20 protein-coding genes and 1 pseudogene are annotated in these 25,277 nt (G+C 71.4%); 10 read left to right on the top strand and 11 right to left on the bottom strand.

Annotated features, from left to right (window positions below; all coding sequences use genetic code 11):
* Window positions 1-271: 271 nt before the first annotated feature.
* The 3 genes and pseudogenes from K8625_RS08340 to K8625_RS08330 all read right to left on the bottom strand — a co-directional run.
* Window positions 272-592 (bottom strand): annotated as a pseudogene (locus K8625_RS08340) (leucine-rich repeat domain-containing protein); the annotation flags it as partial.
* A gap of 941 nt (window positions 593-1,533) precedes the next feature.
* Window positions 1,534-1,974, bottom strand: coding sequence for an organic hydroperoxide resistance protein (locus tag K8625_RS08335; RefSeq protein WP_223782368.1), 441 nt, complete (start codon window positions 1,972-1,974; stop codon window positions 1,534-1,536).
* Between the two features lie 189 nt (window positions 1,975-2,163).
* A complete protein-coding gene (locus K8625_RS08330) occupies window positions 2,164-3,774 on the bottom strand; it encodes a S8 family serine peptidase (RefSeq protein ID WP_223749201.1) in 1,611 nt (536 codons plus the stop codon).
* Between the two features lie 217 nt (window positions 3,775-3,991).
* On the opposite strand from K8625_RS08330, the gene K8625_RS08325 reads away from it, so the two are divergent.
* Window positions 3,992-4,777, top strand: coding sequence for a HipA family kinase (locus tag K8625_RS08325; RefSeq protein WP_223782367.1), 786 nt, complete (start codon window positions 3,992-3,994; stop codon window positions 4,775-4,777).
* Window positions 4,755-5,153, top strand: a complete 399-nt coding sequence (locus tag K8625_RS08320; RefSeq protein ID WP_223749199.1) for a DUF3037 domain-containing protein — start codon at window positions 4,755-4,757, stop codon at window positions 5,151-5,153. Before K8625_RS08325 ends, K8625_RS08320 begins: the two co-directional genes overlap by 23 nt.
* A gap of 30 nt (window positions 5,154-5,183) precedes the next feature.
* Here the strand turns inward: K8625_RS08320 and K8625_RS08315 are convergent, their stop codons facing one another.
* The gene (locus tag K8625_RS08315) at window positions 5,184-5,747 is read right to left on the bottom strand and encodes a hypothetical protein (protein ID WP_141329407.1); all 564 of its coding nucleotides are present in this window, start codon (window positions 5,745-5,747) and stop codon (window positions 5,184-5,186) included.
* A gap of 246 nt (window positions 5,748-5,993) precedes the next feature.
* Here K8625_RS08315 and K8625_RS08310 point away from each other — a divergent pair, with 246 nt between their 5' ends.
* Window positions 5,994-6,986 carry an endonuclease/exonuclease/phosphatase family protein gene (locus tag K8625_RS08310; RefSeq protein WP_223749198.1) on the top strand — a complete coding sequence of 331 codons (993 nt, stop codon included), beginning with the start codon at window positions 5,994-5,996 and terminating at the stop codon, window positions 6,984-6,986.
* Window positions 6,987-7,030: 44 nt separating this feature from the next.
* Here the strand turns inward: K8625_RS08310 and K8625_RS08305 are convergent, their stop codons facing one another.
* On the bottom strand, window positions 7,031-7,990 hold the full coding sequence (locus K8625_RS08305; protein ID WP_223782499.1) for a J domain-containing protein: 960 nt from the start codon (window positions 7,988-7,990) through the stop codon (window positions 7,031-7,033).
* 136 nt (window positions 7,991-8,126) lie between these two features.
* Between K8625_RS08305 and K8625_RS08300 the strand changes: the two genes are divergently transcribed.
* From K8625_RS08300 to K8625_RS08290, 3 genes are all read left to right on the top strand, one after another.
* On the top strand, window positions 8,127-10,760 hold the full coding sequence (locus tag K8625_RS08300; RefSeq protein ID WP_223782366.1) for a M1 family aminopeptidase: 2,634 nt from the start codon (window positions 8,127-8,129) through the stop codon (window positions 10,758-10,760).
* 154 nt (window positions 10,761-10,914) lie between these two features.
* Window positions 10,915-12,843: a PAS domain S-box protein gene (locus K8625_RS08295; RefSeq protein WP_223749196.1), complete on the top strand. Its 1,929-nt coding sequence runs from the start codon at window positions 10,915-10,917 to the stop codon at window positions 12,841-12,843.
* A gap of 157 nt (window positions 12,844-13,000) precedes the next feature.
* Window positions 13,001-13,168 (top strand): hypothetical protein, encoded by a 168-nt coding sequence (locus tag K8625_RS08290; RefSeq protein WP_170300435.1) that lies wholly within the window; start codon window positions 13,001-13,003, stop codon window positions 13,166-13,168.
* On the opposite strand, the gene K8625_RS08285 is transcribed toward K8625_RS08290, so the two are convergent.
* From K8625_RS08285 to K8625_RS08270, 4 genes are all read right to left on the bottom strand, one after another.
* The gene (locus K8625_RS08285; protein ID WP_223749195.1) at window positions 13,162-13,770 is read right to left on the bottom strand and encodes a hypothetical protein; all 609 of its coding nucleotides are present in this window, start codon (window positions 13,768-13,770) and stop codon (window positions 13,162-13,164) included. The genes K8625_RS08290 and K8625_RS08285 overlap by 7 nt on opposite strands.
* Window positions 13,771-13,856: 86 nt before the next feature.
* Window positions 13,857-16,844 carry a CHAT domain-containing protein gene (locus K8625_RS08280; RefSeq protein ID WP_223782365.1) on the bottom strand — a complete coding sequence of 996 codons (2,988 nt, stop codon included), beginning with the start codon at window positions 16,842-16,844 and terminating at the stop codon, window positions 13,857-13,859.
* Window positions 16,841-17,398 carry an RNA polymerase sigma factor gene (locus K8625_RS08275; RefSeq protein ID WP_223749193.1) on the bottom strand — a complete coding sequence of 186 codons (558 nt, stop codon included), beginning with the start codon at window positions 17,396-17,398 and terminating at the stop codon, window positions 16,841-16,843. The genes K8625_RS08280 and K8625_RS08275 overlap by 4 nt, the downstream gene beginning before the upstream one ends.
* A gap of 189 nt (window positions 17,399-17,587) precedes the next feature.
* Window positions 17,588-18,145 carry a TspO/MBR family protein gene (locus tag K8625_RS08270; RefSeq protein ID WP_223782364.1) on the bottom strand — a complete coding sequence of 186 codons (558 nt, stop codon included), beginning with the start codon at window positions 18,143-18,145 and terminating at the stop codon, window positions 17,588-17,590.
* Window positions 18,146-18,273: 128 nt separating this feature from the next.
* On the opposite strand from K8625_RS08270, the gene K8625_RS08265 reads away from it, so the two are divergent.
* On the top strand, window positions 18,274-18,864 hold the full coding sequence (locus K8625_RS08265) for a DUF924 family protein (protein ID WP_223749191.1): 591 nt from the start codon (window positions 18,274-18,276) through the stop codon (window positions 18,862-18,864).
* 7 nt (window positions 18,865-18,871) lie between these two features.
* Here the strand turns inward: K8625_RS08265 and K8625_RS08260 are convergent, their stop codons facing one another.
* Both K8625_RS08260 and K8625_RS08255 read right to left on the bottom strand, forming a co-directional pair.
* The gene (locus K8625_RS08260; RefSeq protein ID WP_223749190.1) at window positions 18,872-19,633 is read right to left on the bottom strand and encodes a ferritin-like domain-containing protein; all 762 of its coding nucleotides are present in this window, start codon (window positions 19,631-19,633) and stop codon (window positions 18,872-18,874) included.
* 1 nt (window position 19,634) lies between these two features.
* Window positions 19,635-20,840, bottom strand: a complete 1,206-nt coding sequence (locus K8625_RS08255; protein WP_223749189.1) for a hypothetical protein — start codon at window positions 20,838-20,840, stop codon at window positions 19,635-19,637.
* A 411-nt stretch (window positions 20,841-21,251) separates the two neighbouring features.
* Here K8625_RS08255 and K8625_RS08250 point away from each other — a divergent pair, with 411 nt between their 5' ends.
* Genes K8625_RS08250 through K8625_RS08240 form a run of 3 tightly spaced genes read left to right on the top strand, consistent with a single transcriptional unit; the run spans window position 21,252 to window position 25,255 of the window.
* Window positions 21,252-23,657 carry a CHASE2 domain-containing protein gene (locus tag K8625_RS08250; RefSeq protein WP_223782363.1) on the top strand — a complete coding sequence of 802 codons (2,406 nt, stop codon included), beginning with the start codon at window positions 21,252-21,254 and terminating at the stop codon, window positions 23,655-23,657.
* A gap of 21 nt (window positions 23,658-23,678) precedes the next feature.
* Window positions 23,679-24,254, top strand: coding sequence for an SH3 domain-containing protein (locus K8625_RS08245; RefSeq protein WP_324289130.1), 576 nt, complete (start codon window positions 23,679-23,681; stop codon window positions 24,252-24,254).
* A complete protein-coding gene (locus K8625_RS08240) occupies window positions 24,254-25,255 on the top strand; it encodes a M48 family metalloprotease (RefSeq protein WP_223749187.1) in 1,002 nt (333 codons plus the stop codon). The genes K8625_RS08245 and K8625_RS08240 overlap by 1 nt, the downstream gene beginning before the upstream one ends.
* The last annotated feature ends 22 nt before the right edge of the window (window positions 25,256-25,277 follow it).

Genomic DNA, 25,277 nt, shown 5'->3' with positions numbered 1-25,277 from the left:
CCGCCGTCTTCTTCGCGGCCTCCAGGTCGACCTCGACCAACGGATGCAACGCCTTGTCCACCTCCGTGATGAGCGAGTCCTTGATGCTCACCCGCTGCAAGCCCCGACTGTCGAAGGCCCGCGTCGGCAACGCGCGCAGGAAGGTCCCGTTGAACTCCACCACCTCCAGCTTCGGCAACCGCGTGAGCACCTCGGGGAAGTCCCGCAGCACCTTCACCTGCCGCCAGCTCCCGAACGAGGCGCGCACGTATGAGTAGGGATTGTTGATGAGGTTGATGCTGCGCAGCTCCGTGCAGCGCGCCAGGGACTCCGGCAGCCGCCAGAGGCAGTTCGCCTCCAGGTCCAGGTGGACGAGCTTCCCCAACTCCCCCACCGACTCCGGCAGTTCCTGCAGCCCGTTGCCTCCCAGCCGGAGCTCTCGCAGCTCCGTCAGCAACCCCAGCTCCTCGGGCAGCCTGCGCAGCTTGTTCCCCGACAGGTCCAGCGTCTCCAACCGACGGAACTGGAACAGCTCCGCCGGCAGGGCGCGGAGGTTCTTCCGGCTCAGCACCAGGCTCTTGAGCTTCTCCGGCGCCTCCAGCTTCTTCGCCATCTGCTTGCGGAACTCGGCGCGGACACTCACCGGCGCCTCGAGCAGGTTCGGCTTCCCCTCCGCCAGCCGCTTGCGCGCGAGCGACAGGTCCACCTGCCCCTCCGGCTTCTTGAGCACCCCCGCCACGAAGACACCCGAGGCCTCATGCGGGTCACTCACCTCCTCCACACCGTCCACCACTCGGAACACACTCGCGCCCCACCCCAGGAAGCGCATCGCGTTCAGCGTCCCCGCCACGCTCACCGTGTGCTCGGTCGCCACGATGCGCGCGTCCAGGTCGCCGCCCACATCGACGAGCCCGTGGTTGTAGACGCCGATGAGCTCGCCCGTACGGACGCTCCCATCGACCCGGACCTGGGAGCCACCCACGCCGATACCCCGGACGACCAGCGCGCCTCCCACCTGCAGGAAGGGCCCCGTGTCGTCCTCGAAGTTGAGCAGGCAGCCCTCGACGGTGAGCGCGCCGCGCACCCACAGCCCCACCAACGGAGCCTGCGCGTCCTGCTCCGGCGCCAGCAACCCGAACCCGTCATCCAGGATGAGGTCGTGCGGAATGACGAGGTCACCGTCATGCACCAGCACCCGGCCCTCGGCGTCGCCCGCGACCTTCAGCTCGGCGCGCACCTGCTCGACAGGCACGGCGCGAAAGCCCAGCTCCGAGGCGAAGTACCCCTTCTCCACCTTCGCGCGCAGGCTCTTCTCGCAGAAGGCCATCGCCTCGGCCTCGGTCTCGAACGTCTTCTCGGTCTGCTTCGACTTCCCACCGAGCGGGCCCTCTCGGAACGTCACCGCCGCTCCAGCCCGCTCGAAGGACCAGGTGCGTGCCGCCCCCTTCTCACGGGCGACGAGGGACAGGGATGCGCGAGGCGAGGGAGCGGACAGGGAGGAGTTCGACATTCCTCCCCATACCAACTCCCTTGCAGGCCTGAACGGCTGTTCGCTCACTGCTCCGCGACGGAGAGCTTCACGTCGATGTTGCCGCGCGTGGCGCGCGAGTACGGGCACACCTCGTGCGCCGCGTGCATCAGCTTCTCCGCCTCGTCACGGGGGATGCCCGGCAGGATGCCCTTCAACTCCACCGCCAGCCCGAAGCCCCCGTCCGGCGTCTTCCCAATCGTCACCGACGCGGTGATGCCCACCTCGGGCCCCAGCTTCCTGCCCGCCTTGCCCGCCACCAGCCGCAGCGCGCTCTCGAAGCACGAGGAATACCCCGCCGCGAACAGCTGCTCCGGGTTCGTCGCCACCCCACCCGCGCCGCCCAGCTCCTTCGGCATCGCCAGCGGCAAATCAATGACCTGGTCCGAGGACTGGACCTTGCCCGACCGGCCTCCGTGGGCGGTGGCGTGGGCGGTGTACAGCGGCGAAATCGTGACGGGAGCCATGGCTTGTTCTCCTGGAAGTTCAGAGTCGCTTCTTTCCGACCCCCTTTATCTAGGGCGCAATTCAATCGCGCGCAATCAATTCGGGCCGAAAAAAGGCCCCTGCCACCGCGAAACCCGCGGAAGACAGGGGCCGGATATCCACCCACCCGACCGCTCAGGGCCCGGAGGACGTCCGGGCCCGTGGGCGCTTCAGCGGCCCGCGACGGTCGCGGGGGGCGTGGTGACGAACTCCTCGGCGGCCTTCACGGCGGCGGCGATGTCCAGCTTGCCGCCCGTGCTGACCTTGCCCTTGAGGTCCGGGTCGAGCTCCACCGTCTGCACCAGCAGGTCGCGCACCTGGGCGGCCGTCAGGTCCGGGTTCGCGGCGAACATCAGGGCCGCGGCGCCCGCCACCGTGGGGGTGGCCATGGACGTGCCGCTCATCTTCTCCCAGTCGCCGCCGGGCACGGTGCTCAGGACGTTCTCGCCCACCGCGGCCAGCTCCACCACCTTGTCGCCGTGCGAGGAGAAGCGCGCCAGCTTGTCGTTGCGCTGGTCCATGGCCGCCACGGTGATGACGTTGGGCAGGTCGATGTTGGCCGGGAAGTCCTGCACGTTGTTCATGTTGCTGCCATTGCCGTTGGCCGTGGCCGCGACCAGCAGGATGTCCGCGTCCGCCAGCTTCTGCACGGCGGCCTTCCAGCGCGCCTGCGAGGCCGCGTCGCGGTACTCGTCACCGAAGCTCGCGTTGAGCGCGCGCACGTTGACGCCGTGGTTCTCCTTCATGTTGACGATGTAGTCCACGCCGCGCTCGAAGTTGGTGAGCAGGTCCGCGCCGTCGTACAGGCCGCCGATGCTCATCACCTTCGCCTTGCCGGCGGCGATGCCCGTGTTGCCCTCGCCGTTGTCCTCGGCCGCGATGATGCCCGCCACGTGCGTGCCGTGGTCCGTACCCTGGCCCTTCATCACGTCGCCGCTGTTGAAGCCGACGTTGTAGCCGTGGATGTCGTCCTTCACGCCGTTGCCGTCGTTGTCGATTCCGTCGCCGGCAATCTCGTTCGGGTTCGTCCACATCGCGCTGTCGAGGTCGCTGTGCTTGAAGTCCACGCCGCCGTCGAACACCGCGATGACCGGGTCACCCGTGGGGCGCGGGGGCTTGGGGTCCACCGGGTCCGTGCCCGGCGCCTTGCCCGTGGCCTCCAGGCCCCAGCTCTTCAGCGTGCCCGTGTCCGCGCGCGCCTTGTCCTCGACGGACAGCGTCCAGGTGCCCTTGGCCGACTCGCCCTTGAACGTGGTGCTCAGGTCGAACGAGCCCTTCACGTCGTCCGCGCTGCCACCCTGGCGGTTGGACACCGTCGCCGTCTTGCCGGACGGGCTGGTCACCTTCACCACCAGGTCGCCCCGGTACGAGTGCGCCAGGTCCAGGTTCAGCTTCAGCGAGTCGAGCGAGACGTCCTTGTCGAAGCTCACCGTGGACGTCACCGTCGCCAGGTCCTTGACCGCCGCGTTGGGCGTGGCGGACGCCGTCAGCGTCACCGGCGTGGAGGTGTCACGGCCGGCCAGCGTGGCCTTGCTCGGGCCGAAGGCGAACGCCGTGGCCGGCAGCACCGGGGCGTTCGGATCCGGGCGGTGACCGGTGGGACGGTCCACGAAGTTCGAGGGCCGCGCCGACTTGGCCGACTCGAAGCCGTCCGTGCCGTTCTTGCCGGGCCGGGCCACCACGCGCTCCGCGGCGGGCGTCGCGGGCGCCTCCGGACGAGCAGCCTCCCCGGTACGGGTGGTGGGCGACGGGAGCGACAGGGGCTTGCGGGTGACGGTCATGTTGGCGGCTCCGGGGGGAAGCGGAATCAACGACTGTCCCTGATTGTCGCAGCTCGTCAGGATCAGTTTCCTGGAGGGCTGCTTTTTCCACCTGAAGTGAACCCCCTTGGCGGGTGGGCAGGCGCGTCAGGCGTGGTAGAGCGCGGCCGGGCCCCTCCTTCCGGGGGTTTGGCCCCAGGCCCTGGCCCGGACGCGGCGTGGGGCGAGGACGGGAAGGATGCCGAGGACCATCGTCGCCACGCGCTACGTGACGCCCCTGCGAGAGGGGGGCTCGCTGCCCGCCATCGTCGAGGCGGACGACGCGGGGCTGTATGTCGTGAAGTTCCGGGGGGCGGGCCAGGGGGCCAAGGCGCTCATCGCGGAGTACATCGCCGCGGAGCTGGCCCGGGCCGCGGGGCTGCGCGTGCCGGAGCTGGTGCTGGTGGAGCTGGACCCGGCGCTGGGCCGCAACGAGCCGGACAGCGAGATTCGCGAGCTGCTCAAGGCGAGCGCGGGGCTGAACCTGGCGCTGGACTACCTGCCCGGCTCGGTGACGTTCGACCCGGTGGCGGGGCCGGCGCCGAAGGTGGACGTGGCGTCGTCGCTGGTGGCGTTCGACGCGTTCATCACCAACGTGGACCGCACGCCGAAGAACCCCAACCTCCTGTGCTGGCACCGGGAGCTGTGGCTCATCGACCATGGCGCGTCGCTCTACTTCCACCACGCGTGGGAGGACTGGGAGGAGCGCAGCCAGAGCCGCTTCGCGCCCATCAAGGACCACGTGCTGCTGCCGTGGGCCAGCCAGCTCCCCCAGGCCCAGGCGCTGCTGTCCACGCACTTCACGCGGGAGCTGATGGAGACCACCGTGGCGGGGATTCCGGAGGGCTGGCTGAAGGCGGCCGAGTCCCCCTTCCCCACCGTGGAGGCGCACCGCGCCGCCTACGTGAGCTGGCTGTGCAAGCGCGTCCAGGCCCTGCCGGCCTTCATCGAGGAGGCGGCCCGTGCCCGCGCACAGCTCGTTTGACTACGCCATCATCCGCGTCGTCCCGCGCGTGGAGCGCGAGGAGTTCATCAACGTGGGCGTCGTCCTCTTCTGCACCACGCAGCGCTTCCTGGGCGCGCGCGTGGAGGTGGACGAGGCGCGCTTGAAGGCGCTCGCGCCCGACATCGACCTGGAGACGGTGCGCTGCCACCTGGACAGCTTCCAGCGCGTCTGCGTGGGCGGCAAGGGCGCGGGCCCCATCGGCCAGCTGCCGCAGAAGGAGCGCTGGCACTGGCTCGTGGCGCCGCGCAGCACCATGCTCCAGACGGGGCCGGTGCACTCGGGGCTGAGCCTGGAGCCCCAGGCCGCGCTGGAGCACCTGCTCGACACCGTGGTGCGCCTCAAGCGCGCGCCGTGAGGCCGGGCCCGGGGCCCTCGCGCCCCGGGCTCACTTCACCCGGCGACCGGCGAGGCGGACCTTGTACGTGCACTCCTCGAGCTCCCTCGCGTCGATGCCCAGGCCCTCGAACGAGGTGCGTCGCACGTCGATGAAGCCCTCGATGTCGTCGTCCTCCAGCGAGTCGTTGGCGATGTAGAAGCGCAGCACGTAGACGATGTTCGACTCGCCGGCCACTGTCGACGGGATGGAGCGGATGTCCACGTATTGGAACGGCCCCTCATCGGAGCGCGTGCCCTGGAGGATGTCCGGGGCGTCGTCCTCGTCGAGCGTCGCCACGTCGCCCCGGTGCAGCGTGAAGGAGACGTCGGGCACCTCGATGCTCGTGGCGCCGTACTCCTCGGCGCGCACCGTCCAGCGCTGCTGGAGCGCCAGGCCGGAGACGCCGCCGATGCCCGGCACCGCCACCGGCTCCTTCGCCGTCTTGTCGGTGCACGAGTAGGGCACGGCCGCCGCCTGGGCCGCGTCCAGCTCCACGTCATACGTCTCCTGCTCGAAGCCGCCACAGCCCGCCACCAGCAACACCAGCGGCGCCGCCCATCCCATCGCGTTCATCGACCCTCCAGTTCCACGGGAGACCACCCTCGCCGGCCCTGGGCGTCCGCCACCCCACCGGGCAGGCGGGCGCCTTCCTCCCGACCAGGAAAGCATGGCCTCCAGGGCGAGGGAACCCACGGGCCGGCGCGAGCTTCCCGACCGGGGACGACCGTCTGTCAACTGTCCGGCAGGTGAGGAATCGGGGGCGCGCGGGCGGGCGGATGAGTAGCTTTGCGGCGTGCCCGGGACGGGCACGGACCTCGTATGCCCGACTCTTCGCTTCGAATCGTCACGTACAACGTCCGCTACTTCGGCCACATGCTCCGGGGCCTGGCGAGCACCGTGGGCCCCAAGCGCCGGGTGGCCTTCGCGCTGGCCGGACTGGACCCGCTGCCGGACGTGGTGTGCCTGCAGGAGGTGGAGACCACCTCGCTGCGCAGCACCATCGCCCACCGCCCCAAGCTGCCCGGCGAGACGCAGCTGATGGCCTTCATGGGGCGCATGGAGGAGACGTTCGCCGCGCAGGGGCGCGACATGCCCTACGAGGCGTTCTACTTCCGCGCGCACCACTACAAGCTGGGCGAGGTGTCGCTCTACACCACGGGGCTGGCGGTGCTCGTCAACAAGCGCACCCTCCAGGTGGACAAGCACAACGTGGACGCGCCCATGTCCATCACCCACCACCACGTGCAGCGGCTCAAGGACCGCAAGCAGAGCCGCATCTGCGCGCACATGCGCCTGCTGCGCCGCGAGGACGGGCGCCCCTTCCACGTCTTCAACACCCACCTGAGCCTGCCCACGCCCTTCGCGCGCGAGTTCTGGTCCACCAAGGACAAGATGGGCTGCGGCGTGAACCAGCTCCACGAGGCGCGCAAGCTGGCGGAGTTCGTGGGCAGCCTCCGCGCCGACGAGCCGTTCATCGTCTGCGGGGACTTCAACTCGCCGCCGTCGTCCCCGGTGTTCCGCTACCTCACCGGGGATGTCTCCTTCACGTGCGCCCAGGCCGCCGTGGGACAGATTGACCCGAGCGTGTCGCGGGGCTTCCCCACCGCGGGCTTCATGCACATGCGCATGCACCTGGACCACATGTTCTCCGGCGGGGGCGTGCGCTGGCTCGACACCGAGGAGACCCACCCGTTCGGGGACTTGAAGAGCCGCTTCCACGGGCTGTCGGACCACATGCCCATCGTCGCGCGCTTCGCGCTGGAGGCGCTCCCCGTCACGCTGCCCGTGCCCGGGGTGCCGAGCGTGGGCTGACCGTGCGGCCCGTGCCCGGGTGACGGGGTGGCCGCGGCGCGCCGCTACGACCCGAGCTCCTGCTCCACGGTCTCCCACGCCTCCAGGAGTTCGCGCGTGCGGCGCTCGGCCAGCTCGCGGAACTCCGGCGCCAGGTGCGCCACCTTGTCCGGGTGGTAGCCGGCGATGAGCGCGCGGAACGCCTTGCGCGCCTCGTCCCGCGACACGCCCCGCTCGAGCCCCAGCACCTCCCACGCGTCCTTGCGCGCGGGGGCCTCGCTGCGTACCCGGGTGCCCCGGGGCGGCGTGGCCTCCGGGTCGCGAGGACTCCGGGCCCCGCGTGCGCGATGCTCGCCTCCGACCTGCTCGTCGTCACCGCCCCAGGCGCCTCGCGAGCGACGACCCGGATGCTCGCCTCCGACCTGCTCGTCGTCACCGCTCCAGGCGCCTCGGGAGCGACGCCACGGACTCTCGCCGCCCTCCCGCTCCTCGTCCCGCGCACGGCGCCCCCCCGCCTCCTCGGGCTCCCGGGCCGCGCCGGTGCTGGCGGGACGACGCGGTGCGCGAGGCGCGGGCTCCGGGCGCTTCTTCCCCGGTCGGCGCGCGGGGTCCGGCGCGGGGATGCGCGGCTCCAGCCGGCTCAGCGCGTCCTCCAGGAACCACAGGTCCTCGGCGGGCAGGCCGTGCTTGCGCACCACCTGGCGCGGCTGGCCATCCACCAGCAGCAGGTAGCCCGTGGTGACGGCGTACGCGTCATCCTTGCTGTCGGGGTGCAGCCTGTCGCCCAGGTCTCCCAGCGGGTCCCTCCACATGCCGTCCGGGGTGCCCTCGTCCGCCACCAGCACCTGCGTCAACACGCGGCCGTGGAGGAACTCCAGCGTGGCGAAGGGCTCGCGCAGCTCGGGCGAGCGCATGGCCGCCCCATGACGCACGCCCGTCACCAGCAACACCCCTCGCGTCCCGTCCACATGGGCGAAGAGCTGCTCGCGCACCCGCTTGTCCGAATAGAAGAGGACGAACTGCACGGTGGACAACGTAGTCCGTCCCGCGCCATCCAGACAGGCGTTATGTCCTGGCGCGGCAAGAGGGTGCAGGGCGGAACAGTGCGACGAAACACCGGCTCGACGGTTTCGCGCGCTTGCGGAAGAGTCATCCCCGCTTATGCGCTGCTGCCACCGTCACTCCTCCGAGCCCGCCCTCCCCCAGTCCCGCGCCTTCAGCCTCCCCGGCGCCACCGAGCACTACGCCGCGGAGCGCCCCCTGCGCGCCGAGCACGTGCGCATCCAACTGGAGCTCGACTTCGAGCAAGGCCGCGTCACCGGCGTCTGCACCACCCGCGTGTCCGCCGTGCGGCTGTCGTCCACCCTCACCTTCGACGCGGTGGACCTGGACGTCTCGCGCGTCCTCGTCGACGAGCGCCCCGTGCGCTTCACCAACTCCGGCTCGCACGTGCGCGTGGAGCTGCCCGCGCCGCTGCCGCCCGGCCAGGCCGCCCAGGTGGCCATCCACTACACCGCCCGCCCACGCCGGGGCCTCTACTTCTGGGGCCCGGAGGCCGCCTACCCGGACCGGCCCCGTCAGGCCTGGACCCAGAACCAGGACACCGACGCACGGCACTGGTTCCCCTGCCTGGACACGCCCGCGCAGAAGGCCACCTCGGAGCTCATCGCCACCTTCCCCGACGGCCTCACCGCGCTCTCCAACGGAGTGCTCGTCTCCGACACCGTGCAGGACCAGCGGCGCACCCAGCACTACCGCATGGAGCAGCCGCACGCGCCCTACCTCGTCACGCTCGCGGTGGGCGACTTCGAGGAGCTCACCGACACCGCGGGCACCGTCCCGCTGCGCTACCTCTTCCCGCGCGGTCGACGCGAGGACGCGCTGCGGTGCGTGCGCCGCACCCCGGAGATGGTGCGCGTGTTCCAGGAGGCCACCGGCGAGCCCTACCCGTGGAGCGGCTACGCGCAGGTGTTCCTCACCGAGTTCATCTTCGGCGGCATGGAGAACACCACCGCCACCAGCCTCACCGACTCCGTCCTCCACGACGCGCGCGCGCACGCGGACTACAACGCGGAGCCGCTCATCTCCCACGAGCTGGCGCACCAGTGGTTCGGGGACCTGCTCACCTGCCGCGACTGGCCCCACGGCTGGCTCAACGAGGGCTTCGCCACCTGGTTCGAGGTGCTGTGGAAGGAGCGCGCGGACGGCCAGGACGAGGCCGACCACCACCGGCAGGCGGACCTGGAGGCCTACCTGGGCGAGGTGAAGGAGCGCTACGCGCGGCCCATCGTCTCGCGCCGCTTCCACGCCCCGCTGGATGTCTTCGACCGGCACCTTTATGAGAAGGGCGGCCTGGTCCTCCACGAGCTGCGCCGCCGCCTGGGCGACGAGCTGTTCTTCCGCGGCCTGCGCCACTACGTCTCGCGCCACCGGCACGGCTCGGTGGAGACGGTGGACCTGTCGCGCGCCTTCGAGCAGGCCACCGGCCACAACCTGGACGCCTTCTTCGACCAGTACGTCTTCGCCCCCGGCCACCCGGAGCTCAAGGTGGAGGTGCGCCACGAGGCCGAGGAGGGCCGGCTGCGCCTCAAGGTGCGCCAGACGCAGCGCACCGACGCGGGCACGCCCCTGTTCCGCCTGCCGCTGGACGTCGTCGTCACCGTCGAGGGCAGGGACACCCGCCACCGGCTGGACGTGACGGACGCGGAGCACTTCTTCCACCTGCCCTGCCCCACCGCGCCCTCGCAGGTGCGCGTGGACCCGCGCCGCGACGTGCTGGGCACGCTGGACGTGGACAAGGCCGTGGGCCTCTGGCTGGAGGAGCTGCGCGCCGCGCCCGAGTCCCGCGCCCGCACCGAGGCCGCCCACGCGCTGGGGCGCGACGGAGGCCACCGCGCCGTGGAGACGCTGGGCACCGCGCTCGCGGACGCGCGCCTGTTCTGGGGCACCCGCGCCGCGTGCGCCAAGGCCCTGGGCCGCATCCGCACGCCGGAGGCCCGCGCCCGGCTGCTCGCGAGCCTGCGCGCCGAGCACCCACGCGTGCGCCGCGCCGTCGTCGCCGCGCTGGGCGAGTTCCGCCGCGACGCGGAGGTCATCGCGCTCTTGCGCTCGCTCCTGCAATCCGGAGACACCAGCTACTTCGTGGAGGCGGAGGCCGCGCGCAGCTACGGCAAGCTGCGCGCCGCCGACGCGCTGACGGTGCTGGAGACCACCTCCACGCGCCCGTCCTTCCAGGACGCCATCGCCGTGGGCGCCATGGACGGGCTGGCCGAGTCACAGGACCCCGCCGCCTTCCCGCTGGTGGAGGCGCGCACCGCGTATGGCCAGCCCGCCTTCCTGCGCCGCGCGGCCACGCAGGCCGTGGCCCGGCTGGCGGAGGTGGCCGGCCGTCAGCGCGAGGCGGTAGATTTACTGACGGAGCTGCTGCGGGACCCGATGTTCCGCGTGCAGATGGGCGTCTTCGAGGCCGCGAGGACCCTGGGAGACCGGCGCATCATCCCCGCGCTGGAGGGCACCCCGCTCAGCGACGCCCGCGCCCGCCGCGCCGCGCGCGAGACGGTGCGAGCGCTGCGCGAGGGCGAGCCCCAGGCGCGTGAGCTGGCGTCGCTGCGCGAGGAGGTGGACGCGCTGAAGGAGGCCACGCGCGCGATGCGCGAGAAGCTGGAGGGGCTCTGCCTGGCGAAGCCTCCGCCGCCCCCCGCGTCGAAGGCCCGTGCCACGAGGCCCGCGCGAGGCAAGCAGGCCGCCGCGCGCAAGAAGCCGGGCAAGCCTCCCGCCGGCAAGCGTCGGCGCTGAGCGTCCAGGCGCGCCGGGCCCGCGCACCGGCGCGTCCCAGGTCCGTCGTGGCTACCTGTAAGGCACCACGGGATGAGCCCCTTCGAGGGGCCACGCCCATGGCGCGCGTGGGCGGCTCGCGTCTTTCCGTCCGACGACGGGCGCAGGGGACGACATGGCCGCAGCCAACGAGGAGCTCAGTGCCTGGCTGGACGCCGCGGTCGACCCGTGGATCGCCTGCGATTCCCATGAGCACGTGTACCTCATCAATCGCGCCGCGGAGCGCCTGCTCGGCTGGACGCGCGAGGAGCTCCAGGGACACCCGGTGGCCGAGCTCTTCCCCCAGCGGCTCAACCACGGCGACCAGAGCCTGGTGCGATACCTGCTCTCGCGCAGGCAGGCGCTGGGAGGGCGGCCCACGAGGGTGCTCGCGCGACGCCAGGACGGCGTGGAGGTGCTCGTGGAGCTCACGGTGGGCACCTCCGGCGAAGGGGAGGACGAGCGCATCGTCCTCAGCCTCCGGCGCCTGCACGAGGTCATCGACACCATCCGCGAGCCCATGGAGCCGCCTCGCGATGGTGGTGAGGCCAGGCGGACCAGCGGCGACGACCTCTACCGCCTCGTCGTGGAGAACGTCCCCCTGGGCATCTTCCACTACGACACCACGCCCATCATCACCGCCTGCAACGAGCGGCTGGCCACCATCGTCGGTACCCCCAAGCGCGTGGTGGTGGGGCTCAACCTGATGTCGCTGCGCGACGAGCAGCTCATGGCGTGCGTGCGCGAGACGCTCTCCGGCCACAGCGCGGACTACGTGGGGGACTATGCCGCGGTGACCAGCCACAAGGTGACGCCCGTCCATATCCGCTTCGCGCCCTGCTACAACGACGCGGGCCGGGTGGAGGGCGGCGTGGGCCTGGTCGAGGACGTCTCCGAGCGCCGCCGCGCCGAGCGCCAGCGCGACGAGAACCTGGCCCTGCTCATCACCCTGTTCGAGACCGCGCCCGTGGCGCTGGGCTTCCTCGACACGAACCTGCGCTACGTGCGCGTCAACGGGCGGCTGGCGCGCATCAACGGCCTGCCCCCCGAGGCCCACCTGGGGCGCACGCCCTACGAGGTGCTGGGTGAGGGCGGCAGCGCCGCGGCGGCCATGCTGCAACAGGTATTGGACACCGGCGAGCCCGTGGTGGGCCAGGAGGTGGACACCCAGGCCGTGGGCCATCCCGGCCCCCGGCGGCTGCTCACGGGGAGCTGCTACCCGGTGCGCGCGCCGGACGGACACCTGTTGGGCGTGGGCGTGCTGGTGGAGGACATCACCCAGCGCAGGCTCGCCGAGGAGGAGCGCGAGCGGCTGTACCGCGAGGCGCGTGAGGCCATCCGCGTGCGCGACGACTTCCTGTCCATCGCCTCGCACGAGCTGAAGACGCCGCTGACGCCGCTGAGCCTCCGGCTGGCCACGCTGGAGCGCAGGCTCGAGCGCGGCGAGAGCGTGGACCCCACCACCCTGCGCCACGCGCGCCAGCACATCTTGCGCATGACCGGGCTCATCAACGACCTGCTGGACGCGTCCCGCATCGAGGCGGGCCGGCTGGCGCTGCATCCGCAGGCCACGCGCCTGGACAGCCTGGTGGAGCACGTGCTGCAGGCGATGGAGGCACAGCGCGGCGGACACGAGCTGCGCTACGAGCGGCCCGAGCACGACGTGCAGGTGTTCGCGGACCCATACCGGCTGGAGCAGGTGGTCACCAACCTGGTGGAGAACGCCCTCAAGTACAGCCCCGATGGCGGCGTCATCCACGTCAAGCTGGAGACGCGCGGAGAGCTGGCGCTCTTGTCGGTGAAGGACCCGGGCATCGGCATCCCCGAGGACCAGCAGAAGCTGCTCTTCGAGCGCTACTTCCGCGCGCGCAACGTGTCCACGCGCTCGTACGGCGGGCTGGGCCTGGGCCTGTACATCAGCCGCGACATCGTCGAGCGCCACGGCGGCCGCATCTGGGTGGAGAGCCGGGTGGGAGAAGGCTCCACCTTCCATGTCGCCCTGCCCCTGCTGACGGGAGCCCCCTCTCACCCGCCCGCTTCCCAGCCGGAGCGCCACGTCCACTGAAGCTTTCGCCACCCCCGCTCCCGAAAGAACTACAGCCCCCCGTGTCCACCACTGTGCATCCGCTGCGAGCCAGCACCTGGATTCAGGTGTTTCAGACGCTGGCACGAGGGCTGCTTTTCATCCCGCCAGAGAAGTCGAACCCGAGAGGAGCAGGGACATGACGACGGAAACTCCGGCTTGGACTCGCGACAATGACGGTTGGCTGGTTCGGGTGAAGGTGGCGGGGCGCATCCAGGAGGTCCGCTGCACCACGGAAGGCCAGGCGCGCTACATGGCGGGTGTGCTGGCCCTCAATCCGCCTCCCCCCTCGAAGCTGCGTCACTGAACGGGGGCGGTGCCGGGCGCGGGCGGGCTGATGAGATAGTTGTCGAGCTGCGCCCAGTTGTTGAACGCGACCTTCCACGCGCCCTCGGCCACACCCGGCCGGGGGATGAGCGGACCGCCGACCTGGCCGCTGGTGCCCCAGGAGAAGCCCAGGTCGATGCCGCTGGACGTCTCCAGCACGGTGATGTCGGTGGCGAGCTGGCTGTTGAGGCGGCGCAGCTCCGTCTTCGCGCCGGACACCCAGAAGATGAGCCGCTGGGCGCGCACGTCGAAGCCGAAGGCGTAGAAGGCGTTGGCGTCGTTCGGGTCCGTGACGATGACGGTGTACGCGCTGAGCAGCGAGGCGCTGTTGGGATACATCGGCGTGCCGTTGGGGATGCTGGACAGCGCCGTGGGCGCGGTGGGGATGACCCACGGCGTGCCGGGGATGGTGGTGCCCGGGCAGTAGTTGGGAATCGGCGGAGGCGGCAGCACGGCCTGCTGCGACACGGAGCCCAGCGACTCCAGCGTCTCGGGCGAGGCCTGGTCGATGGAGTCGACGCCGCACGCGGCGAAGGTGGACAGCGTGACGAGGCACAGCAGCGCGGAGCGAAGCGTCTTCATGGGCGGGGTTTCCTTGGTGTGAAGAGACACGTGGAGCGTGCTCGGCTCGTGCGAGCCGAAGTGAGGGACTGACGGCGGTGACGGGGCTACTCGAAGACGACGACCGTCTTCACCCAGCTGTCGGGCTGCGTGGACAACACGCGCAGCCTTTCGTCTCGGAGCGCGAGGCTGGCGGAGGAACCGGCGCGGATGCGCTCCATGACCCGCGCGAAGAAGGGCCCGGCCTCGGCGTCCGGGATGTCGATGGGTGAGGCGATGACGGCGCGCGCGCCCGCCTCGGCGAAGGCCACGGGGAGGCTCCACGGCGCGTGGAGGTAGGGCGCAGTCCGGGCCGCCTGACACGCGCCGAGCAGCACCACCGGCGCGCCCTGCAGCTTCTGCTGTCGCACCTGGCCCGCGGTGAGCGCGTAGCGGCCGCCCGCCTCCGGCGCCATCACCAGCAGCGACGCGTCCGACACGCCCAGGTTCACCAGGCCGTGCGCGTGGATCTCCACCTCGGTGGCCTGCGCCAGCTCCGCCAGCAGGCGCGACGGCGTGGCGGCCGCGCCCGTCAGCTCCACGCGGCGCGGAGACGGCCCGCCGGACAGCTCCCAGCTGCGCAGCCGGGGCAGGTTCAGCGACGCGGGCGCGTCCACGTCGTAGACCACCAGCGGGCGCGGCGCGGAGACCTTCGGCGCCTGGACCTTCGTGCCCGTGTGGTAGCTCCACGCGATGTCCGGCGGCAGCAGGCCCGCCTGTCCGTGCACGGGGTAGCGCGCGAACACGCTCACGTGCTCGCAGGGCTTGAGCGCGGCGATGACGGAGGCGGGCACCAGCGAGGCCACGTCGAAGTCGGGCGAGCGGCGGCTCGCGTCCTGGTGGCCCAGCAGCTCACCCGTGGGTCCGCGCGCGGCGGTCAGCGTGCGCTCGTCGTGCACCTCCACGCCCAGGGCGCAGCGCTCGGGGGCCGGCACGCGGGCCTCCTGCGCGAAGAGGGACAGCGCCCGCGCCCAGTCCCCGGTGGAGCCCGCGTCCAGGATGAGCGACGAGTAGCTGTACGCGCGCGCCTTGGCGGCGACGGGGTCCGCCGCGCCCAGCAGCTCACCGGCGACGATGGCCTGCCCCAGCAGCCGCTGGCCCTCCGCGCGGTCCGAGCCGATGACGGCGCGGCCCTGGATGTGCGTGGCCATGACCTTCTCACCGGGGCGCAGCCAGCCCGCGGCGTCCAGCTTCGCCAGGCCCTCGCGCACCTTCTCCACGTCGCCCGGCTTCGGGTCCAGCCGCGCCAGGTCCGCCAGCACGAACGCGCCGTTGAGGAAGAAGGGCACGTCGCACACCGGGGCCTTCTCCAGCTCCTCGCGCGCGGCCTGCGGGCGCAGCGCGAAGACGTGCAGCGACGCCAGGCTCTCGTGCACGTGCCGGTCGGCCGCGCAGCCCCGGTCTCGCAGGGCCTGCTCACCCAGGTATGCGCGCGTCAGGGCGAAGGCGTTGCGGAAGCGCGCCATGTCGCCCAGCACCAGCAGCAGGTCCGCCTGCAGCGTCCACTCCTGCGTCTGCCGCGCCCAGCCAAGGCCCGCCAGCGCGTGCTCGCGCGCCTCCACCAGCCGGTGCTCGTCCTTGTAGATGTGCGCCAGCAGGTGCTCCAGCTGGCCGCAGCGGTAGTCCGCCTTCGCGACCTCGCACGCCGCCACCGCGCGCAACAGCCGCGCCTCCGCGCCGGCCAGGTCTCCCTTGCCGTACTCGGCCAGCGCGCGCTCGCGCTCCGCGTTGAGCGTCAGCCACGAGTCACCGAGCGCGCGCGCCACCTTCTCGTACACGTCGATGTGCGCCGGCAGCCCGCCCGCCAGCGGCAGCACACCCAGCAGGATGTCCTGGTGCTGCGAGCCGGACAGCTCCTTCACCAGCGGCTCGAGCGAGGCGGCATCGAAGGTGCCTTCCAGCACCTGGCGGAAGCGGGCCGCGAACGGCGCGCGGCGCGCGAAGTCCAGCCCCGCCACGCGCTCCACGGAGGCCACCACCGTGTCGCCGCCGTAGCGCGCGTCCAGCACCCGCGCCAGCGGCAGGAGCTCGCGCACCCGCTCGGCGGAGGGCGCGGTCCACAGCGCGATGTTGAGCCAGTTGCGCGCCGTGCCCGGCACCGCCCGCGCCACGTCCTCCGGGAACGCGGTGCCCTGCAGCGCGAGCGCACGGCCGGCCTGCTGCGCGGAGTCCCACGCCCCACGACGTCCCTCCAGCTGACGGCGCAGCACCGCGGCGCGCTCCCGCGCCTCCTCGGCCCAGCCGGGCTCGCCCAGCGAGGCGACGGTGTCGAACGCCTCGGCCGCGAGCGCGTCCAGGCCCAGCTCGCGCAGCACGAGCGCGCGGTTCCACAGGGCCTGCGGGTGACGCGGGTGCTTCTCCAGCACACCGTCCAGCAGGACGAGCGCGGACTCGAGCTCGCCCTTCGTCAGCGCCACCACCGCCTTGTCGCTGTCCACGTCCGGCGACGCGGGCGCGCGCTGGAGGTAGTCGGCCGCCTGCTCGCGCTCACCGCGCAAGAGGTGCCCCACCGCGAGGCCCTGCAAATCTCCCTGCTCCTCCAGCTTCGCCAGCGCCTGCAGCGGCACCAGCTCGCGCGGGCGCTCGTCGCCGGAGCGCAGCACGCCGTAGGGACGGTGCGCGCTGGCGCCGGACCAGCTCAGCCGCGCCTCCATGGAGCGCGTGGGCGCCAGGGCCAAGAGCTGCGAATCGTCACGCACGCTCGACGGCCCCGAGCGCACCGCCACCAGCACCAGGAGGGCGGCCAGCGAGCCGGACAGCGCGGCGGCGGCCACCCACTTGCGGCGGCTCCACGCGGGACGAAACGCGCGCGGGGGCGCGGACGCCACGGGCTGCTGCGGCACGGGTGCGGTGACGTCGCGCGGGGCCTCGCGAGCCTCCTCGGCCCCCAGCCGGGTGCCCAGCGCCTGGAGCTGGAGGATGTCGTCGAGCTCCTCCTGGCACGCCTCGCACGTGGCCAGGTGCTCGCGGAACTGCTCCGCCTCCTCCTGGGACAGCTCGCCATCCGCGAAGGCGTGCACCAGGTCGTGCGGGTCCATGGGCTCCGGGGCGCTCATGACGCCTCCGCCTTGCCGGTGGCGCCGGGCATCAACAGCTCCTTCAGCTTGCGGCGCGCGCGGATGAGGCGCGTGCCCACCGTCGCCTTGGGAATCCCCAGACGCTCGGCGATGTCCTGATAGGGCATCCCCTCCAGGGCGTGGAGCCGGTACACCGTCGCGAACTCCTCGGGAATCCGCGTCAGGGCCTCGCGCAGCTGCTCCGTGCTGATGGAAGCCCACGCGGGGGCGGCCTCCGGCTCCGGCGCGGCGATGCGCTCCTCCAGCTCCTCCGCCGACACGTCCGAGCGACGCTCGCGCGTCTTCGAGCGGCACTTGTCGATGAAGATGTGGTGGAGGATGGTGAGCAGCCACGCGCGTCCGTCGGTGCCGGGGCGGTAGCGGGACAGGTTGCGAAACCCGCGCTCGTAGGTGTCCTGCAGGAGGTCGTTGGCCTCCGCCGCGTTTCCGCACAGCCGGAGCGCCGTGGCGCGCAACGCCGCCTCGTGCGTCCGGACGAAGGCGGAGAACCAGCGATTGTCCAGGGTCGGCGTTGAGGGAGGCCCGCTATCCACGCGGGGTGCAGGCTGGACCGGCGCGTCATGGGCCGTCAAGCCCCGGGACCGGGGGCGACGGGCGCGTGCGGCAGGTGGTTGCAGGGCGAAAGCATCCATGGCGGGTCGCCCCTCTCAACGACGCCCCGCCGCCATCTTCCCGGCCGGATTTCCCGGCGAATTTTCCGCCGGGGCCATCGCCGCCGGGGCTCAGTGTCCGGAAGAGGGATTGCGCCGGACGATTTCGCCATTGAGGACGTTGGCGAAGCCCACCCAGGCCAGGTAGGGCGCGACCAGCCACGCGGCGGGCCGGTCCACCTCGCGCGTCGCGGCGATGTAGGCCCCGATGCTGCCCAGGAGCGCCAGGTTGTCGGCCAGGGCCTTCCTGGGCTGGTGCCTGCCGAAGAAGAGCCAGGACCAGGCGGCGTTGAGGCCCAGCTGCACGCCCCACCAGCCGAGCGCCCGGGAGCGAGAGGGCCCCGCCGGCGCCGTCCACACGCGCCACCCGGAGACGGCGATGAGCGCATAGAGCGCGGTCCACACCGGCCCGAAGGCGGCGGGCGGCGGCTGGAAGGGCGGCTTGCGCAGGTGGCGGTACCAGCGCGTGTCGGCGGTGCTGTGGCGGGCCCCCAGCGCGGCGGCGCCCAGCGTGAGCGCGCCGAACGCGCCCAGCGCGATGATGGACTCGGTGCGCAGCGTGGGGTTGAGGGCGGTGCGCTTGACCGGCCCCGGCACGGTGCGCGTCGAGGTCTCCCACGAGGTGTGCATGGTCTGTCTCCTTGCGCGCGGTGTGCGGGCGCAGTGTTCGCTGCAAGGTGGTAACGACCTGCCCCCGGGTCCACCCCCGTTGACTGTTGACGGGTGGGCGCTCTATCGAGCCTTTGGGGAGGAACGACATGGTGAGTGCGGAGGAAGTCCTCGACTTCTGGTTCGGTCAGCCGGCGGACCCGGTTCGCAATCCAGCGTGCATCCGACCTCGGGCCGTCTGGTTCCAGCGCGACGCGGCCTTCGACGCGGAGTGCAGGGAGCGCTTCCAGGGAGCCCACGAGCGCGCGGCCGCGGGCGAGCTGGACTCCTGGCGCAACGAAGCCCGCACGTGCCTGGCGCTGCTCCTGCTGCTCGACCAGGTGCCCCGCAACCTCTTCCGGGGCACGCCGCGCGCGTTCGCCACGGACGCGAAGGCCCGCTCGGTGGCCCGCCACGCGCTGGCCCGGGGCCTGGACGTGACGCTGCCCTCGGTGTGGCGCTGGTTCATGTACCTGCCGTTCGAGCACAGCGAGGAGCTGTACGACCAGCGGCTGTCGGTGGACCTCTTCGAGCTCTTGACGATGCACCACTCCGGCAGCCTGGAGACGCTCGACTACGCGCGCCGGCACCGGGACGTCATCGAGCGCTTCGGGCGCTTCCCGCACCGCAACGACGCGCTGGGACGGGCCTCGACTCCCGAGGAAGCGCGCTTCCTCCAGGAGCCGGGCTCGTCCTTCTGAGTCGACGTCAGGCCGGAGCGCCGGCCGGCTCGGCTTGCGAGGCGCGGGCCTCCAGGGTGATGCCCGAGGCGAGCCAGCCGCGCACCAGCGTCAGGTGCTCGGCCTCCGCGTCCAGCGCGAGCTGGAAGCGGTCCGCCAGCGTGTCATGGCCCAGGCCGCGCGCCAGCTCGATGAGCAGCTCCCAGCTCGCGTTGTCCGTCAGCTCCGCCACCAGCAGCGCCTCCAGGGACTGGCGCAGGTTGGTGCGCGGGTCGGACAGCACCGCGGGAAGCCCCATGGACGTGACGGCCACCAGGTCCGCGCACGGCGTCATCGCGGTGGGGTCCGCGCCCAGCTTCGTCAGCGTCTCGGAGACGAGGCCGAAGTGGGCCAGCTCGTCGTCGAGGATGCGCTCCAGGCCCTCGCGGGTGGGGCCGCCCTCCCACGTGCCGTACACGTCGAGCTTGGCGAGCGCGCCCTCGTAGAGCCGCGAGCCCGAGCGCTCGAAGGCGAGCCGCTCCCCCAGCTTGTCGAGGAACACGGTGGGCCTGGCGCCCTTGAGCAGCTCCACCGCCGTCTTGGCCACGCCCTTGAGGTTGGCCGGCGGCGGCACGCTGCCCAGGCCATCGGATTCGCGCGCGTACTGCTGGCGGACCTCCAGGATGAGCGAGCCATCCCCCGCGGAGCTGGGCAGCCGCTCCTGCGCCTGCTGGAAGATGTCCGCGCTGTCGATGGGCGACGTGGCGATGCCCGTGCGGTTGAGTCCCATGTCACTGGTCGTCTTCTTCATGTCAGTGAACCTTCCTTCCCTCGACCACCGAGCCCATGCGCTGTGCCCGCGCGGCGAGCTCCGTGCCAGGAGTCCATTGGTAGCCGGCCGCGGCGATCTCCGACGGCGAGCCTTCCGAGTTGAGCTGGTCGCGGTACACGCGCGAGCGGTGGTCCGCCGGCAGCTCCGCCATGCGCACGTAGTCCGGTCCGTTGGTGGCCAGGTCCTCTTCCTGGCTGAGCGTCTTGCGGACGAACTCGCGGTGCTGCTTGTACTCGATGGGCTCGGGCAAGGTCTTCGGTAGCACCTCGGCCGCGTCCCGGCGCTCGACGTTCTCGAACAGGTCCTTGACGAAGTGCAGCTGCCCCAGCTCGTAGTCCAGGAAGCGCTGCCACACCTCCTTCACGCGCGGGTTCGTCTCGTACTCGAGGCAGGAGTAGAAGTTGTAGACCTCCGCGGCCTCGTGCATCAGCCACTTCTCCAGCAGCGTCTCGCCCGGGTCGAGCAGGGACTCGTACTGGGTGACGTGCTGCTCCTCGATGGCGGCGATTTCGGCGTAGAGCTGACGCGCGACCGGGTCCGCGAAGAACGGGCCCACCGTCATGTAGTAGTCGTGCGTCTGGTTCTCCGCCGCGGTGATGCTGATGGCGTGAATCTTCGTCAGCGGGTGCGCGCGCGTCTTGTCGTACGGGCGGCGCAGGTCATCCACGGGGTGGCGGTGCTCCACCACGGTGGGGCGGCCGGGGATGATGTCCGTATAGGACTGGGTGATGTTGTTGGGGTCCTTGCCCTCGAGCCGGTCGTAGAGCGCCGAGTAGCGGTACAGGTGGTCGAAGTCCTCCAGGAGCCCGAAGCGGTAGGTCTGCGCCAGGTAGGGGTCGGGCTCGCGCAGGGCCACGCTGGCGGTCACCTCGATGGCCACCTGCTCGAAGCCGAGCGTCGTCTCCAGCGGGTTCTGGTCCGCGGGGTTGAGCCAGTTGATGAGCGTCTGCTCGAAGTGCTCCACGCGGCGGATGCGGGCGAGCGGCTCGCGCAAGGACGCGTTGATGCGCGCCATCATGTGCTTGGTGCGCAGGGCATCCGCCATGATGCCGTTCATGTAGATGACGCGCACCCGGGTGAAGGCGTCGTCGTCCAGCTTGCTGTAGGGCCTGCGCACCAGGTCCTTCCAGGTGAAGACCTGCTTGTCGAGGGGGACGCCCTTCTGTTGGAAGATGTCCAGGGCCACGTCGGACTCCTTTTGCGCGTGCGGAGAAGAGGAGGACGGAAGGCGTCGCGCCCGCCGTGTTGGGAGGTAAGGTCCGGTCGCACCGGGACTCCGGCAAACCCCGCCAGCAAGTCACCCCGCCACCGCATGGGACTGACGGAGGCTCGGCAGCCCTGTCGCTGCCCACACCGCCGCCCGCGGGGAGCGGGACACGCCGGGTGTGCGATTCGCGGCCCCTGCGTGGGCGGGCCCGTGAGACGCCCGAGAATAGGACGGGATGTCCTCCGTCTGGAGGGCGGACGGAGGAGCACGCTCGAGCCGGGTATCGAGGCTCACCTGGGATTTTTTGTTTTCACGCTCGTCTGCCGTGAGGACGCGAAGGCTTGGGCTAGTGTGACGCGCGATACACCCCACACATGGCAAGAGGGGGCCGTGGCAGGCGAGACCGGGAGAATCATCCGTCAGCGTTGGCGTGACCACTGGCGGTTGATGCTGGGCATCGCGGCGCTGTCCACGGTGCTGTCCGCCCTGGCGTGGTGGGGCGGCTGGCTGGACGACCTGGAGCGCGGCGCGTACGACCAGGCGCTGACGGCCTTCACGGATGGACGAGGCCTGTCACCCACCGTGTCGGTGGTGGTCATCGACCAGGGCACGCTGGACGGCATCCGCGCCAACGAGCGCTACACGCTCAACTTCGGCACGTGGCCCTACAGCCGCAACCTCTGGGCCCGCGTGGTGGAACAGCTGGAGGCGGAGGGCGCGCGCGCCATCGTCTTCGACGCGGTGATGGACGAGCGCTCCTCGGACGCGTCCACGGACCTGGCCTTCGCCCAGGTGCTGCGCGACACGCGCATCCCGTTCTTCCTCGGCGTCTCCACCAACGTCAACGCGCAGCCCTTGCCCCGCGCGGACTTCGACGCGGCGCCGCCGTCCCCGCTCGCCCCGCCTCCCGTCCCCGTGGCGACTCCGGAGGCCGCGCCCCCGGTGGGCGAGGAGACCTTCCCGGAGGAAGACGGCGAGGCCTTCACCGACACGCCGGATGACAGCGTGCTGCCCGCCGTCACGCCCGAGGAGATGGCACGGGCGCTCGCCTTCCCCGTGAAGGTCCAGGGCCACGCGCCGCCGCTGCTGGAGGGACGCGAGGCGGCGGGTGAGCACCACGTCCCTGGAGACACGGACGGGACGCGCGCCGTGCGCCATCCGGTGCCGCCGATTCCGGTGCTGGTGGGCGCGGTGGATGGCTTCGGACTGGTGGACACGGAGACGGACCCGGATGGGTTCATGCGCCGCACGCGCTTCGCGTACTCGGACGGCGTCAACACGTACCCGACGCTGCCGGTGCGCGTGGCCGCGGGACTCTTCAGCGCGGAGAAGGTGGAGCTCTCCGACGGGCTGCTGAGGGTGGGGGGACGCCAGTACCGCGTGGACGCGGATGGCGGCGCGGCGATGGATTACGGCGGGGGCCCGCTGCACGAGCGCTTCCGCACGGTGCCGCTGCTGGACGTGCTGGACGGCTGGGTGCGACGGGAGAACGGACAGCCCTCGGGGCTGCCGCGGGAGGTGTTCCGCGGCAAGGTGGTGGTCATCGGCGGCACGGCGCTGGGGCTGGGCGACATCAAGGCCACCTCGTTCCTCGCGGAGGTGCCCGGCGTGATGAAGCAGGCGTCGGTGCTGGACACGCTCCTGGGGGATGGCCGCTTCATCACGCGCACGCCGCTCGCGGTGGACCTGGGGCTCACGCTGGTGGTGGCGCTGGTGTCGGTGGTGCTGCTGATGACGACGCGCTGGACGCCGCTGGAGATTGCGTGGCCGGTGGTGCTGCCGGTGGGCATGTACCTGGTCGCGGGGCTGGTGTTGTCGAAGGGCTGGCATCTCTTGACGGCGCTGCCCTCGATGGCGGGGCTGCTCGCGGGCGTCGCGGCGGTGGCCTTCAACCACCTGGTGGCCAACCGCGAGACGGAGTTCGTGCGCGCGGCGTTCAGTCGCTTCATGGAGCCCAAGCTCGTGGAGCAGATGATTGCCGAGCGCAAGCTGCCGAAGCTCGACGGGGAGAACGTCGAAATCAGCGCGTTCTTCAGCGACATCCGCGGCTTCTCCACCTTCAGCGAGCGCTTCAAGGAGGACCCTCGCAGCCTGGTGCGCATCCTCAACACGTACCTGACGCGGGTGAGCGGCGTGCTGCTCAAGGAGGGCGCGTGCCTGGACAAGTACATCGGTGACGCGGTGGTGTGCCTGTTCGGCGCGCCCATGCGCCAGGACGACCACGCGGTGCGCGCGTGCCGGGGGGCGCTTGCGGCCAAGGCGGAGGTGGACGCGATGCGCGAGGAGTTCCGCGCCAAGGGGCTGCCGGACGTCTACACGCGCATCGGGGTGAACTCCGCGGTGAACTTCGTGGGCAACTTCGGCAGCGAGCAGCTCTTCAGCTACACGGCCATCGGCGACGGGATGAACCTGGCGGCGCGGCTGGAGGGCGCGAACAAGGCGTACGGCTCGGTCATCATGATTGGCCCGCGCACGTACGAGCTGGCGCGCGAGCACATCGAGGTGCGCGAGCTGGACCGGGTGCGGGTGGCGGGCAAGACGGAGGCCGTCACGGTGTACGAGCTGCTCGCGCTCAAGGGTGGGCTGGGCGCGCGCAAGCGGGCGACGGTGGAGCGCTACCACGCGGCGCTGGCGCTCTACCGGGAGGGGCGCTTCGAGGAGGCCGCGTCGGCGCTGGAGCGGCTCGCGGCCGAGGACGTGGACGACGGGCCGACGAAAGCGCTGCTGGAGCGTTGTCGGAAGTATGCCGAGTCGCCGCCGCCGGGCTTCGATGGCGTGGCGAGCCTGGACAAGTGAAAGGAGTCTGAAGTCATGGGGATGAGAACGAGAGCGGCGTGGGTGGCCGCGTTGCTGATGATGGGGCTGCCGGGCCTGTCCTCGGCGGTGGCGGTGGGGGGCTCGCTGTACGTGAAGGCGAAGAACACGCGGGTGATGGAGAGCCCCTCGCCCACGGCGAACGCGGTGGTCATCCTCCAGCCGGGTGAGCAGGTGAAGTGGGAGGGCGCGGACGCGAAGAACAAGCAGTGGCACAAGGTGAAGACGTCCACGGGCAAGCGCGGCTTCGTGTTCCAGTCCAACCTGTCCACCACCGCGCCCAACCTGGAGCTCGTCGTCGGGGACCAGGGCAAGCGCAAGGTGAACCCGGAGGGCTTCGTGTCCAGCGGCGCGGCGGTGAAGGCGCTCAGCCCCGGCGCCGTCGCGTATGGCAACAAGAAGGGCGGCGGGCACAAGCAGGCGGTGGCGCAGCTGCAGAGCCTGGAGAAGGCGGCCAAGGACGTGTCCACCCAGGACATCGCCAAGCACGCCGCGGCGGCGGGGCTGCACCCGGTGGTGGGCGCGGAGACGACGGCCCGCTCGGGCGGGGCGAAGAGCAAGCCGAAGGGAGGCTCGTGATGAAGGCGCTCGGGAGGACGGCGGCGCTGCTGGGCCTGGGGCTGCTGACGGTGTCGTGCAAGGGCGTCACGCTCGCGCAGGTGGCGGACGTGGCCGGCAAGACGGTCAACAACTCGGTGGCCTCGCAGAAGCAGCGCGACGAGTGCGCGAAGCTGGATGTGGAGCCCACGGTGAAGGAGGAGTACGCCATCGGCAGCGCCATGGCGGTCCACTGGGTGGAGGGCGGCGGCGGGCTGATGGGCACCACCGGCGGCGCGAAGGACACCAGCGTCCACGCGGTGCACGAGTACCTCAACACGGTGGGCAAGAACCTGGGCGCGCAGTCGCCGAGGCCCACGCTGGACTGGACGTTCGGCGTGCTCAACGACGACCAGAACTTCAACGCGGTGTCCACGCCGGGGGCCTACGTCTTCGTCACCCGGAAGCTCTTGTCGGAGCTGGACAACGAGAGCCAGCTGGCGGGCGTGCTCGCGCATGAAATCGCGCACGTGGTGCTCAAGCACTCCATCCAGCAGTACAACGCCGCGAAGGTGAGCCTGTGCAAGGTGGCGGTGACGATGGAGGCCAACGTGCCGGGCTCCGGTCAGCTCATCGCCGCGGGAGGCAGCGGTGGCAACCTGGACCTGGACAGCGACACGGCGCTGCTCGGTGACCTGACGGAGAAGGTCATCGGCCTGGCGGAGAGCGGCAACGACAAGGAGCAGGAGTACGCGGCGGACCAGCTCGCCGCGCGGCTGATGATTTCGGCCGGCTACGACCCGAAGGAGTACATCGCGGTCCTCGGCAAGACGAAGGACGGCTCCCGCCTGGGCTCGCGGCACCCGAAGAAGGCGGACCGCGAGGAGCGGCTGAAGACCTTCCTCGCGAGCCTGAGGCCGCGCGAGGGTGAGTTCGCGGAGCTGTCGCTGGAGGGGTTGCGCAGCCCGCCGCTCCAGCCGGAGCTCGTCGCCGCGGTGAAGAAGGGCGCGGGGCGGAGCAACGTGGCGAAGGACGGGAAGTAGGCGCGGGCTCGGGCGCCCCCCG

The sequence above is a fragment of the Myxococcus sp. AS-1-15 genome, from assembly GCF_020037055.1.
Taxonomy (GTDB): domain Bacteria; phylum Myxococcota; class Myxococcia; order Myxococcales; family Myxococcaceae; genus Myxococcus; species Myxococcus fulvus.
The sequence above is the reverse complement of the archived record's forward strand: the minus strand, read 5'-3'. Positions and strand labels throughout refer to the sequence as shown.